Source organism: Streptomyces sp. NPDC045899, from assembly GCF_056431485.1.
This window is the reverse complement of sequence record NZ_JBWKKP010000003.1, coordinates 321,364-334,091: the sequence shown is the minus strand read 5'-3', so window position 1 is coordinate 334,091 and position 12,728 is coordinate 321,364. Positions and strand designations below refer to the sequence as shown.

12 protein-coding genes are annotated in these 12,728 nt (G+C 71.5%); 8 read left to right on the top strand and 4 right to left on the bottom strand.

Features of this window, described 5'->3' with window-relative positions; all coding sequences use genetic code 11:
• Positions 1–160: 160 nt before the first annotated feature.
• The 4 genes from rsgA to AC07FT_RS06125 all read right to left on the bottom strand — a co-directional run bounded on the left by rsgA (position 161) and on the right by AC07FT_RS06125 (position 4,737).
• Positions 161–1,285, bottom strand: coding sequence for a ribosome small subunit-dependent GTPase A (gene rsgA, locus AC07FT_RS06140; RefSeq protein ID WP_479174344.1), 1,125 nt, complete (start codon positions 1,283–1,285; stop codon positions 161–163).
• A 266-nt stretch (positions 1,286–1,551) separates the two neighbouring features.
• Positions 1,552–2,436: an SDR family oxidoreductase gene (locus tag AC07FT_RS06135; RefSeq protein WP_479174342.1), complete on the bottom strand. Its 885-nt coding sequence runs from the start codon at positions 2,434–2,436 to the stop codon at positions 1,552–1,554.
• A gap of 133 nt (positions 2,437–2,569) precedes the next feature.
• Complete coding sequence (locus tag AC07FT_RS06130; RefSeq protein ID WP_479174340.1) at positions 2,570–3,928, bottom strand: YhjD/YihY/BrkB family envelope integrity protein; 1,359 nt, start codon at positions 3,926–3,928, stop codon at positions 2,570–2,572.
• 239 nt (positions 3,929–4,167) lie between these two features.
• Positions 4,168–4,737 (bottom strand): hypothetical protein, encoded by a 570-nt coding sequence (locus AC07FT_RS06125; RefSeq protein ID WP_479174338.1) that lies wholly within the window; start codon positions 4,735–4,737, stop codon positions 4,168–4,170.
• 252 nt (positions 4,738–4,989) lie between these two features.
• Between AC07FT_RS06125 and AC07FT_RS06120 the strand changes: the two genes are divergently transcribed.
• From AC07FT_RS06120 to AC07FT_RS06085, 8 genes are all read left to right on the top strand, one after another.
• Positions 4,990–5,523, top strand: a complete 534-nt coding sequence (locus AC07FT_RS06120; RefSeq protein ID WP_479174336.1) for a GNAT family N-acetyltransferase — start codon at positions 4,990–4,992, stop codon at positions 5,521–5,523.
• 404 nt (positions 5,524–5,927) lie between these two features.
• Positions 5,928–7,622 (top strand): nitrite/sulfite reductase, encoded by a 1,695-nt coding sequence (locus tag AC07FT_RS06115; RefSeq protein WP_471193113.1) that lies wholly within the window; start codon positions 5,928–5,930, stop codon positions 7,620–7,622.
• Positions 7,619–7,804 (top strand): hypothetical protein, encoded by a 186-nt coding sequence (locus AC07FT_RS06110; RefSeq protein WP_254737387.1) that lies wholly within the window; start codon positions 7,619–7,621, stop codon positions 7,802–7,804. The genes AC07FT_RS06115 and AC07FT_RS06110 overlap by 4 nt, the downstream gene beginning before the upstream one ends.
• Positions 7,801–8,502 carry a phosphoadenylyl-sulfate reductase gene (locus AC07FT_RS06105; RefSeq protein WP_479174334.1) on the top strand — a complete coding sequence of 234 codons (702 nt, stop codon included), beginning with the start codon at positions 7,801–7,803 and terminating at the stop codon, positions 8,500–8,502. The genes AC07FT_RS06110 and AC07FT_RS06105 overlap by 4 nt, the downstream gene beginning before the upstream one ends.
• The gene (gene cysC / locus AC07FT_RS06100) at positions 8,502–9,074 is read left to right on the top strand and encodes an adenylyl-sulfate kinase (protein ID WP_471193604.1); all 573 of its coding nucleotides are present in this window, start codon (positions 8,502–8,504) and stop codon (positions 9,072–9,074) included. Before AC07FT_RS06105 ends, cysC begins: the two co-directional genes overlap by 1 nt.
• The gene (gene cysD / locus AC07FT_RS06095; RefSeq protein WP_479174332.1) at positions 9,071–10,018 is read left to right on the top strand and encodes a sulfate adenylyltransferase subunit CysD; all 948 of its coding nucleotides are present in this window, start codon (positions 9,071–9,073) and stop codon (positions 10,016–10,018) included. Before cysC ends, cysD begins: the two co-directional genes overlap by 4 nt.
• 2 nt (positions 10,019–10,020) lie before the next feature.
• Positions 10,021–11,355 carry a sulfate adenylyltransferase subunit 1 gene (locus tag AC07FT_RS06090; protein ID WP_471193106.1) on the top strand — a complete coding sequence of 445 codons (1,335 nt, stop codon included), beginning with the start codon at positions 10,021–10,023 and terminating at the stop codon, positions 11,353–11,355.
• 211 nt (positions 11,356–11,566) lie between these two features.
• Positions 11,567–12,724, top strand: coding sequence for an ABC transporter substrate-binding protein (locus AC07FT_RS06085; protein ID WP_479174330.1), 1,158 nt, complete (start codon positions 11,567–11,569; stop codon positions 12,722–12,724).
• Positions 12,725–12,728: the final 4 nt, after the last annotated feature.

Genomic DNA, 12,728 nt, shown 5'->3' with positions numbered 1-12,728 from the left:
CCCCGGGTGCCCCTGGGGACATCCTGGTGTCGAGTTACCGCGCGGAGCCACCCGAATCGGCATCCCGCGCCGTTCCGGCATGACACGGCGGCGGGCGACGGCGAAGGCCCCGCGCCCCCGGAAGGGGCGCGGGGCCGGTGCCGATGTCTTCCGCCACCCGCTACGGCTTGCGCAGCGGTCCGCGCTTGATCTCCGCCAGATGCCGTCCGAACGCCTGCTTCTGCTTCCAGTCCCGCCGGATCTCGGCCCGAAGCCGGGCGTCGGTCCGGGCCGCGAGGCGTTCGTTCTCCCGCAGCAGCTTGCGGTAGCTCTCCAGCCGCCGGTCCGGCAGCGAGCCGTCCTCGACCGCGGTGAGCACCGCGCACCCGGGTTCCGTGCGGTGGGCGCAGTCGTGGAAGCGGCACTCCTCGGCGAGCGCCTCGATCTCGGCGAACGCCTGGGAGACACCGCTTCCGGCGTCCCACAGCCCCACCCCGCGCAGCCCCGGGGTGTCGATGAGCGCACCGCCCCAGGGCAGCGGCAGCAGATCGCGGGTGGTCGTGGTGTGACGGCCCTTGCCGTCGCTGTCCCGGATCTCCTGCACTTCCTGGACGGACTCCCCGATCAGCGCGTTGGCCAGGGTGGACTTGCCCGCACCTGACTGGCCGAGCAGTACCGCGGTGCCGGAGGAGAGCACGGCGGACAGCACGTCCAGCCCCTCTCCCGTGGCGGAGCTGACGGGCAGCACCTGGACACCGGGGGCAGCCGTCTCGGCGTCCTCGACCAGATGGCCGAGCGTGGCGGGGTCGGGCACCAGGTCGGCCTTGGTGAGGACGACCAGCGGCTGGGCGCCGCTCTCCCAGGCCAGGGCCACGAACCGCTCCAGGCGGCCCAGGTCGAACTCGTTGGCGAGGGAGACGGCGATCACGGCGTGGTCCACATTGGCGGCCAGCACCTGGCCGTCCGACCGCTTGGAGGAGGTGGAGCGCACCAGGGCGGTGCGCCGCGGCAGCAGCGTCCGCACATAGCGCGGGTCGCCGCCGGAGTCGACGGCGGCCCAGTCACCGGTGCACACGATCCGCATCGGGTCGTGGGGCGTGACCAGTTCGGTGTCGGCCCGCACGGTGCCCGAGCGGGTGATGACGTCGCACTGGCCGCGGTCCACACGGATGACCCGGCCGGGCAGCAGTCCCTGCTCGGCGTACGGGGCGAACACGGCCTCCCAGTCCTCGTCCCAGCCGTACGGGGCGAGCGGGTCCTCGGAGATGCCCAGGAGGGAAGACGGTGAAGCGAAAGAGGATGACAAGGGGTGACCCTTCACAAGGGTGGCCCCGGCACGCGCCGCTCGGCGCGGAGGAATGACGTGGGATCAGCCGGAGGCCACGGAGGTGGACGTGATGAACTCCTGATTGCGGGCAGCGCCCAGCGCAAAGACAGCCATCGGTCACACCTCCTTCTCGCACGTCTCGTATCGGACCGCGGTGGCCGGACGGCCACCGGATCGGGTCGGCATCACTGTAGTCGGGCGGCCGGATCGGCACCACGGGTTTTTCCGCGCGCCCCCGGAACCGATCAGATCGCCCCGGCGGCGGGAGCCCCGTAGCCCTCGGGCGCCTCGACGGCGCGTTCGGCGGCGCGGCTGGTCTCCTCCCAGGCCGCCCAGGTGTCCATGCGGCGTTGGGAGAGGTCGAAGGCCAGGTCGTAGACGGCGCTGCCGAGCAGCAGCCGCAGCGGCGGGTCATCGCTGTCCACCAGCTTCAGCACGGCCTCGGCCGCCAGGTGGGGCAGGCTGTCGATCGAGGATTCGGCGAACCGCTTCTCCAAATCGGCGCGCAGCGGCGCGTAGACGTCCATCGGCTCGGTGGCGGCCAGACCGGTGGTGTAGAGGTCGGTCCAGTAGCCGCCGGGCTCGACGAGGGTGACCTTGACGCCGAAGGGCGCGACCTCGGCCGCCAGCGCCTCGCTCATCCCCTCCAGGGCGAACTTGCTGGCGCTGTAGAGCCCGGTGAGGGGATGGCCGCCCAGCGCGCCGACGCTGGAGATCTGGACGAGATGACCGCTGCCCTGGGCGCGCAGGGTGGGCAGGACGGCCTGGCTGACCCACAGGGCGCCGAAGAAGTTGGTGTCCATCTGGGCGCGGGCCTCGGCCTCGCCGAACTCCTCGACCATCCCCATGGCGAGGAACCCGGCGTTGTTCACGACGATGTCCAGACGGCCGAAGTGGCGGACGGCGGTATCGACCGTGGTGTGGACGGCCGCGCGGTCGGTGACGTCCAGCGGGAGGGTGAGCAGCCGGTCGCCGTGCTCGGCGGCCAGCGGCTCGAGGGCGGTAAGCGTGCGGGCGACGGCGACGACGCGGTCGCCCGCCGCGAGGGCGGCCTCGGTGAAGGCCCGGCCCAGTCCCCGGCTCGCACCGGTGATGAACCAGACGCGGCCTGCGGCGGGGGTGGCGGTCATGGAGATGCGGCTCCTCGGGTTTCTCGGCGATGATGAAGCGAAACGATACGGTCCGTCTCGCGTCGATATCGTGAACCCTACCCAGGGTGTGCCGCATTGGCAAGACGGAACGTCTCGTCCGCTGGGGATGGGGCTAGGACGGCGGCGTTCCGGCGCGCCGGCCGCCCTCCGCGGTGCTCTCCGGCGTGGTCTCCGCGGATCCGTCCGCCGAGGTGTCGGCCTCGGGCCGCCGCGGCCCCTGCCGGGGCGCGCGTCCGGGCTTCTCCGTACGCGCCGCCCGCTCGGCGCCGTTCCCGGCTGCCCGCCCGGCGGGCTTCTCGGCGGGCTTCTCGGCGGGATCCCCCGCGCGCTTCCCCCTGGGCTTCGCGGCGCCGTTCCCGGTCCGCTCCCCCGCCTCCCGTCTGCCGTGCAGCCGCGCCCGGAGATCATCGTGCGGCAGGAACTGGGCCCAGCGCTCGGGGAACTCCGACGGTGGGGTGATCTCGGCCGCGCCGTCGTCCGCGGTGCGCTGGTCCCTGGCGCGCAGCCGGGCCGTCTGCTTCCGGACCCGGGCGGCCTGCTCGGCGCGCCCCGCGGCGGTGGCCACGGACGGCCAGACCCGGTCGATCGCGGCGTTGACGGCCGCCCCCACCAGCACCGCGAAGGCGGACACCCCGATCCACAGCAGTACGGCGACCGGCGCGGCCAGCGAGCCGTAGATCGTCGGGCCCTCCACGGTGTGCACCAGGTAGATGCGCAGCAGGAAGCTGCCGAGCACCCACATGGTGAGGGCCACCAGAGCGCCGGGGACGTCCTCGCGCCAGGGCGAACGGACCGGCACCGACACGTGGTACAGCGTGGTGAGGAAGGCGACCGACAGCAGGATCACCACGGGCCAGTACAGGATCCGGACCAGACCGCCGCTGGCCGGGAGGAGGTCCACCACCGCCTCCGGCCCGATGACCATCAGCGGCAGCGCCACCGCTCCGACGACCAGCGCGACCAGGTAGAGGAGGAAGGCCAGCAGCCGGGTCCTGACGATCCCGCGGCGCCCCTCCAGCCCGTACATGATGGTGATGGTGTCCACGAAGACGTTCACCGCGCGGGAGCCGGACCACAGGGCGATGGCGAAGCCGAGCGAGATCACGTCGGGGCGGCCGCCCTCGATGACGTCGTCCAGCAGCGGCCGGGCGATCTGCTTGACGCCCTGGTCGGACAGGACGGTCCCGGAGGCGTCCAGGATGTTCTGCCGGATGGTCGCCACCGTCTCGGTGGCGGTCCAGGCGTCGAAGTAGCCGAGCAGCCCGATCAGGCCCAGGAGCAGCGGCGGCAGGGACAGCAGCGTGAAGAAGGCCGCCTCGGCCGCCAGCCCGGTGACCCGGTGCTCCATGCAGGAGTTGACGGTGTCCTTGAGCAGCAGCCAGACCATCCTGCGCTTGGAGACATTGCGGTAGAGGGCACGGGCCTTGTGGAGCCGGCCGGACGGCTTGGACAGTTCTTTCGCTGGCTGCACCTTCTCACCGTATCGGGCGGTTTCACCCCGGCTCACCCGGCGACCGGCCCGCGCGCCCGCGGCGCACCCCGCGCGGGTCCGCGCGCAGGGGCCATCAGGGTGTCCGCCCGTGCGACGGCGGAGGGGATGCCGCGCCGACTCGGCACCGCCCTCCGCCCGCCGGGCCCACTGTCCGGCCCGGGTACGGACGGGCGCAAAGGTTGCGCCGCGTTGCAGCCGGGCCGACACGCGGGCCGGTATCAGCAGCCGCCGCAGTTGTGGAAGAGCACGTCCCAGTGGTTGCTCTCGCGGGCGTAGATGTTGCCCGCGCCGGAGCGGTACTGCTGGGCCCCGTCGCCCGGCCGCGGGCCGATGCTGGTGAAGGTGCGGGTGATGTAGCCGCTGAGGCAGCTGGTGGGGCTGAAGTCCAGCTTGTAGCCGTTCCAGTGGCTGTAGGTGCCGGAGGCGTGTCCGGTCTCGGTGCCACCGGTGATGGTGAGGGCACAGCCGCTGGCCTGCTTGAGGGTGGTCGCGCCCTGGATGGTGGCCAGGTTGACCTGCTCGAACGAGGTACAGGTCGGCCTGTTGCGGTCCGAGCAGCCGCCGCTGGAGGTCCAGCTGACCCCCGCGGCGCGCAGGCGCGCGGTCGCGTCGGCGTGGCTGAGCTTGGCGACGGCCGCGGCGCCCGGGGCGGTGGCGGCCGTCGGCGCGGTGGCGGCCACCGGGGCGGGAGCGGCCACCGCGCCCTGGGCGGTGACGAGACCGGTGGCCGCGAGGAGCGCGCCACCGAACAGCGCGGCGGCCCGGGTGCCGGTGCGGGTGCGGATCATGGAGTGATCTCCCTCGTCGTCGGATCAGCCGGATCAGTGGGATCACCGGGGCGGACCGTGGACCTCCCCGGGACGCGGCGCTGTTCCTCCGGCACCGGCGGCGGGGTGCGTGCCGTCTGTGCGAGACATGTCAAAAGAGCGCTCCCACGGTGGCCCATGGAACGGCCCGCCGTCCACCGGTTCCGGGCAACCGCTTGCCGCGGCCACCGCCCGGCTCCCGGCCGTCCCCCGGTCCGTGGTTGTCTGTCCACCATGAGCATCACAGTGACCACGTGGTCCTTGGAGCAGACCTCGCCCGCCGACCTCGGTCCGGCGCGGGAGCCCGCGGCCGGGGCGGGGGTGCGGATCGTCCGGGCGGAGGTGCCGAGCCCGGAGTTCAGCCGCTTCCTCTACACCTCCGTCGGCGCCGACGTCTCCTGGACCGACCGGCTGGTGTGGTCGCACGAGCGCTGGCAGGAGCATCTGGACCGGCCCGGTGTGGAGACCTGGGTGGCGTACGAGCACGGCACCCCGGCCGGGTACATCGAGCTGGAGCGCCAGGACGACGGCGTGGTCGAGATCCTCTACTTCGGGCTGCTGCCCGCCTTCCGCGGCCGGCGGATCGGCGGCCATCTGCTGACCTGGGGCATCCGCCGCGCCTGGGACCAGGGCGAGCGGCTGCCGGGGCAGCCGCCGACCAAGCGGGTGTGGGTGCACACCTGCAGCAAGGACGGGCCGTACGCGCTGGACAACTACCAGCGGCGCGGCTTCCGGGTCTTCGACGTCACCACCGAGACGGAGGGGTGACCCACACCACAACGTCTCGCCATGCAAGACATCAACGTCCAGATAGTGGATGGCGGTGGACTCCCCCGAGACCACCGTGCCACGCTTCCTCCATGTCTCGAGCTGGAATTGCCTTGGTGAGTCGACGCCACGTCGACCTCGGCCGCATGTCCAGCGCGATCTGTCCGGCGGGCTGACCCGCACCTCTTCAGGGCCCCCCGAGGCCCCGGGCAGCACCTCACCGTCCCCGACGCCCCCGACCACCGCCCCCGACGACGCGGGCGGGCGCGGCCGTGGGACCTCCCCCGCCGCACCATCGCACCCGGTACCGCCGAAGCGCCGTGCCCGCCTGCACAGAATCGCAGGTCAGAGGGTGCGCGCGAGCACCATCCGCCGCACCGAGCCGCTCAGAAGGACACACCGCCATGGCCGCCACCCCGGAACGCGCAAGCGCATCACCCCGCCGCAAGGCCGGACGCCACCGCGGCGAAGGCCAGTGGGCCGCGGGGCACTTCACTCCGCTCAACGGCAATGAGCAGTTCAAGAAGGACGACGACGGTCTCAATGTGCGGACACGCATTGAGACGATCTACGCACAGCGCGGATTCGACTCGATCGACAGCGCCGACCTGCGCGGCCGGATGCGCTGGTGGGGTCTGTACACCCAGCGCAAGCCCGGGATCGACGGCGGCAAGACCGCCGTGCTGGAGCCCGAGGAGCTCGACGACACGCACTTCATGATGCGGGTCCGGGTGGACGGCGGACGGCTGACCACCGAGCAGCTGCGTGTCATCGGCGAGATCTCGCAGGAGTTCGCGCGCGGCACCGCGGACATCACCGACCGGCAGAACGTCCAGTACCACTGGATCCGGATCGAGGACGTACCCGAGATCTGGAAGCGGCTGGAGGCCGTCGGGCTGTCCACCACCGAGGCGTGCGGTGACACCCCGCGCGTGATCGTCGGCTCCCCGGTCGCCGGGATCGCCGAGGACGAGATCATCGACGGCACCCCCGCCATCGACGAGATCCACCGCCGCTACATCGGCAGCAAGGAGTTCTCCAACCTGCCGCGGAAGTTCAAGACCGCGGTCTCCGGCTCCCCGGTCCTCGACGTCGTCCACGAGATCAACGATGTGGCGTTCGTCGGGGTGCGCCACCCCGAGCACGGACCCGGCTTCGACCTGTGGGTCGGCGGCGGTCTGTCCACCAACCCCAAGATCGGCGTCCGGCTCGGCGCCTGGGTCCCGCTGGAGGACGTACCCGAGGTCTGGGCCGGGGTCGTCTCCATCTTCCGCGACTACGGCTACCGGCGGCTGCGCAACCGCGCCCGGCTGAAGTTCCTGGTCGCCGACTGGGGTCCCGCGAGGTTCCGGCAGGTGCTGCAGGACGAGTACCTGGGCCGCGCACTGGCCGACGGCCCCGCGCCCGAGCAGCCCGTTCAGCAGTGGCGCGACCACATCGGTGTCCACCGCCAGCGCGACGGCCGCTTCTACATCGGCTTCGCCCCGCGTGTGGGCCGGGTCGACGGAGCCACCCTCACCAAGATCGCCGACCTGGCCGAGGCCCATGGCTCCGGCCGGCTGACCACCACCGTCGAGCAGAAGATGATCGTGCTCGATGTGGCCGAGGACCAGGTGGAGTCGCTGGTCTCCGGACTGGAGGCGCTGGACCTCCAGGTCAAGCCGTCCCCGTTCCGGCGCGGCACCATGGCCTGCACCGGGATCGAGTTCTGCAAGCTGGCCATCGTCGAGACCAAGGGCCGCGGCTCCACGCTGATCGATGAACTCGAGCGCCGGCTGCCCGAGTTCGACCAGCCGATCACCATCAACCTCAACGGCTGCCCCAACGCCTGCGCCCGGATCCAGGTCGCCGACATCGGTCTCAAGGGCCAGCTGGTCATGGACGATAACGGCAACCAGGTCGAGGGCTATCAGGTGCACCTGGGCGGCGCGCTGGGCCTGGAGCCCGGTTTCGGCCGCAAGGTGCGCGGCCTGAAGGTCACCGCCGATGAACTGCCCGACTACGTCGAGCGGGTGCTGCGCCGCTTCGAGAAGGAGCGCCAGGACGGCGAGCGGTTCGCCACCTGGGCCGCGCGGGCCGACGAGGAGGCGCTGTCATGAGTGAGCGCGCCGCGCCGTTCTACTGCCCGTACTGCGGGGACGAGGACCTGCGCCCCTCCGAGGAGGGCCACGGCGCCTGGGAATGCGCCTCCTGCAACCGCGCGTTCCGCCTGTCGTTCCTCGGGCTGCTGGCCAAGGGCCTGCGGCGCGATCCGGGCGGAGAAGGGGGCACCACGACATGACCGGGATCCAGCGGACAGACGATCTGGCGACGCTCGCCGAGCGGGCGGGCCGTGATCTGGAGGACGCCCCGGCGCTGGACATCCTGCGCTGGGCGGCCGACACCTTCGGTGCGCGGTTCTGCGTCACCTCCTCGATGGAGGACGCGGTGGTGGCCCATCTGGCCTCCCGCGCCTTCCCCGGAGTCGACGTGGTCTTCCTCGACACCGGCTACCACTTCCCCGAGACCATCGGCACCCGGGACGCGGTGGCGGCGGTGATGGACGTCAACGTCATCACGCTCACCCCGCGCCGGACGGTGGCCGAGCAGGACGCCGAGTACGGTCCGCGGCTGCACGACCGCGACCCCGACCGGTGCTGCGCGCTGCGCAAGGTCGCGCCGCTGGAGGAGGGGCTGCGGGAGTACGACGCCTGGGCCACCGGGCTGCGCCGCGACGAGTCCCCGACCCGGGCCGGCACCCCGGTCGTCGGCTGGGACGCCAGGCGGCAGAAGGTGAAGGTCTCCCCGATCGCCCGCTGGACGCAGGCCGACGTGGACCGTTACGTCGCCGAGCACGGTGTGCTCACCAACCCGCTGCTGATGGACGGCTATCCGTCGGTCGGCTGCGCGCCCTGCACCCGGCGGGTGCTGGAGGGCGAGGACGCACGTTCCGGCCGCTGGGCCGGGAGCACCAAGACCGAATGCGGGCTGCACGGCTGATGGCTGTCGACCAGGAGAACGAGATGAGCGCGCCCCTGCACACCGGAGCCACCGTGTGGCTGACCGGTCTGCCCAGCGCCGGGAAGACCACGATCGCCTACGCCCTGGCCGAGCGGCTGCGCGGTGAGGGCCACCGGGTGGAGGTGCTCGACGGCGACGAGATCCGGGAGTTCCTCTCCGCGGGGCTCGGCTTCTCCCGCGAGGACCGGCACACCAACGTCCAGCGGATCGGCTTCGTCGCCGAACTGCTGGCCTCCCAGGGGGTGAAGGCGCTGGTCCCGGTGATCGCCCCGTACGCGGACAGCCGCGAGGCGGTGCGCGAGCGTCACCAGAAGGAGGGCACCGCGTATCTGGAGGTGCACGTGGCCACGCCGGTCGAGGTGTGCTCGGAACGGGACGTCAAGGGGCTCTACGCCAAGCAGGCGGCGGGCGAGCTCACCGGGCTCACCGGGGTCGACGACCCGTACGAGGCCCCGGCCGACCCGGACCTGCGCATCGAGGCACATCAGCAGGGCGTACTGGAATCCGCCGCGGCGCTCCGAGCGCTGCTCGGCGAGAGGGGACTGGCATGACGACGACCGCGGCTGCGATCAACGGCACCGGGGCCGCCGACGGCGACCCCTACGCGCTGTCGCACCTGGACGCGCTGGAGTCCGAGGCGGTGCACATCTTCCGCGAGGTGGCGGGCGAGTTCGAGCGGCCGGTGATCCTGTTCTCCGGTGGCAAGGACTCCATCCTCATGCTGCACCTGGCGCTGAAGGCGTTCACCCCGGCGGCGGTGCCCTTCTCCCTGCTCCATGTGGACACCGGGCACAACTTCCCCGAGGTCATCGACTACCGGGACCGCACCGTCGCCGAGCACGGCCTTCGGCTGCACATCGCGTCGGTGCAGGACTACATCGACCGCGGTGTGCTCAAGGAGCGCCCGGACGGCACCCGCAACCCGCTGCAGACGCTGCCGCTGACCGAGAAGATCCAGGCGGAGCGGTTCGACGCGGTCTTCGGCGGCGGACGGCGCGACGAGGAGAAGGCCCGCGCGAAGGAGCGGGTGTTCAGCCTCCGCGACGAGTTCTCGCAGTGGGACCCGCGCCGCCAGCGTCCCGAGCTGTGGAACCTCTACAACGGCCGGCACGCACCCGGTGAGCACGTCCGTGTCTTCCCGCTCTCCAACTGGACCGAGCTGGACGTGTGGCAGTACATCGCCCGCGAGGGCATCGAGCTCCCGGAGATCTACTTCGCGCATGAGCGCGAGGTGTTCCAGCGCGGCGGGATGTGGCTGACGGCCGGCGAGTGGGGCGGGCCCAAGGACGACGAGACCGTCGAGAAGCGGCAGGTGCGCTACCGCACCGTCGGCGATATGTCCTGCACCGGTGCCGTCGACTCCGACGCGGTGACCCTGGAGCAGGTCATCACCGAGATCGCCGCGTCCCGGCTGACCGAGCGCGGCGCGACGCGCGCCGACGACAAGCTCTCCGAGGCCGCGATGGAAGACCGCAAGCGCGAGGGGTACTTCTAAGCATGAGCACGATCACGACCGAGGAGCTCTCGGCCACCACCCTGCTGCGGTTCGCCACGGCCGGCTCCGTCGACGACGGCAAGTCGACCCTGGTGGGCCGGCTGCTGCACGACTCCAAGTCGGTCCTCGCCGACCAGCTGGAGGCCGTGGAGCACGCCTCCCGCAACCGCGGCCAGGAGGCCCCGGACCTCGCGCTGCTGACGGACGGCCTGCGCGCCGAACGCGAGCAGGGCATCACCATCGACGTGGCCTACCGCTACTTCGCCACCCCGCGCAGGCGGTTCATCCTCGCCGACACCCCGGGCCATGTGCAGTACACCCGCAACATGGTCACCGGTGCCTCCACCGCCGAGCTGACGGTGATCCTCGTCGACGCCCGCAACGGCGTCGTCGAGCAGACCCGCCGGCACGCCGCCATCGCGGCCCTGCTCCGGGTGCCGCACGTGGTGCTGGCCGTCAACAAGATGGACCTGGTGGACTACAAGGAGCCCGTCTTCGCCGCGATCGCGAAGGAGTTCACGGCGTACGCGACCGAGCTGGGCGTCCCCGAGGTCACCGCCATCCCGATCTCCGCGCTCGCCGGCGACAACGTGGTGGAGCCGTCCGCCACCATGGACTGGTACGGCGGCCCGACCGTCCTGGAGCACCTGGAGACGATCCCGGTCAGCCACGATCTGAGCCACTGCCACGCGCGCCTGCCCGTGCAGTTCGTGATCCGGCCGCAGACCGCCGAGCAACCGGACTACCGGGGCTACGCGGGCCAGATCGCCGCCGGTTCCTTCCGCGTCGGCGAGGCGGTGACGGTGCTGCCGTCCGGCCGCGCGTCGCGGATCTCCGGTATCGAGCTGCTGGGCGAGCCGGTCGACGTCGCCTGGACCACACAGTCGGTGACCCTCCTGCTGGAGGACGACATCGACATCTCGCGCGGCGATCTGATCGTGCCCAGCAAGGACGCCCCGGCGACCACGCAGGACATCGAGGCGACCGTGTGCCACGTCGCCGACCAGGCGCTGACCGTCGGCCACCGGGTACTGCTCAAGCACGGGACCCGCACGGTCAAGGCGATCGTCAAGGACATCCCGTCCCGGCTCACGCTGTCCGACCTGTCCCTGCACCCGCACCCGGGACAGCTGGTCGCCAATGACATCGGCCGGGTGAAGATCCGCACCGCCGAACCGCTGCCGGTTGACTCCTACGCCGACTCGCGCCGCACCGGCTCCTTCATCCTCATCGACCCCAGCGACGGCACCACGCTCACCGCGGGCATGGTCGGCGAGTCGTTCGCCTCCCCCGAGCCCGTCAAGGACGAGTCCGAGGACGACGGGTGGGATTTCTGATCATGGCCGGAGAAGCGTTCTCGACCTTCGCGAAGGAGGGCGGCCGCGTCGGCAGCGGCGCCCGTGGCAGCGGCCAGGGAGGGGTCGGGCGATGTGTGTGCTGATGCGTAGCCCCATGCCGTGCTCTGCCCCGCTCCACCGGATCCGAAGACCCCGTGACCTGCCGGGCGTCACCTGACGCTGTCCGGCCCCTGCGAGAGGACCGCCTCCCGTGTCGTACACCGACCGCCCCGCCGCCGCCCGGCCCACCGGGCTCTCCCGCCGCCGCACCCGGCTCCTCGCGGCCGCCGCCGTCTTCCCGTTGCTGCTGGGCGCGCTCGGCGCCTGCGGCTACGGGTCCCAGAAGAAGGACGACGACCAGGGGGCAGCCGCCCTCCCCGCCGCGGGCGGGAAGAAGGTCGACGGTCTGGACAAGGTGAAGGTCGGTTACTTCGCCAACCTCACCCACGCCACCGCCCTGGTGGGGCTGCGCAAGGGCGGCCACATCCAGCAGGCGCTGGGCGGTACCAAGGTGCAGCCCTTCGTCTTCAACGCCGGGCCCTCGGAGATCGAGGCGCTCAACGCGGGCTCCATCGACATCGGCTGGATCGGCCCCTCGCCGTCCATCAACGGCTATGTGAAGTCGCACGGCGAGAACCTCAGGATCATCTCGGGCTCGGCCTCCGGGGGCGTCAAGCTGGTCGTCAACCCGAAGAAGATCAAGTCCGAGGACGACATCAAGGGCAAGAAGATCGCCACCCCGCAGCTGGGCAACACCCAGGACGTGGCGTTCCTCAACTGGATCGCCAAGAAGGGCTGGAAGGTCGACGCCCAGAGCGGCAAGGGCGATGTGTCGGTGGTCCGCTCGGACAACAAGGTGACGCCCGACGCCTATAAGTCCGGTGCCATCGACGGTGCGTGGGTGCCCGAGCCGACCGCCTCCAAGCTGGTCGCCGACGGGGCCGAGGTGCTGCTCGACGAGTCCTCGCTGTGGCCGGACAAGAAGTTCGTCATCACCAATCTGATCGTCAAGCAGTCGTTCCTCGAGGAGCACCCGAAGGTCGTCGAGGCCGTGCTGCGCGGTTCGGTCCGCACCAACGACTGGATCACGTCCGAGCCCGAGAAGGCGAAGGCGGCGGCCAATGCCGCGCTCAAGGCGGAGACCGGCAAGCCGCTCCCGGCGGAGGTCATCGACCCGGCGTGGAAGGGCATCCAGGTCACCGATGACCCGCTGGCCTCGACGCTGAACACCGAGGCGGACCACGCGGTCAAGGCGGGGCTGCTGGAGGAGCCGGACCTCAAGGGCATCTACGACCTCACCCTCCTCAACAAGGTCCTCAAGGCCGAGGGCAAGCCGGCGGTGTCGGCCGCCGGACTCGGCAAGCAGTAGTCCG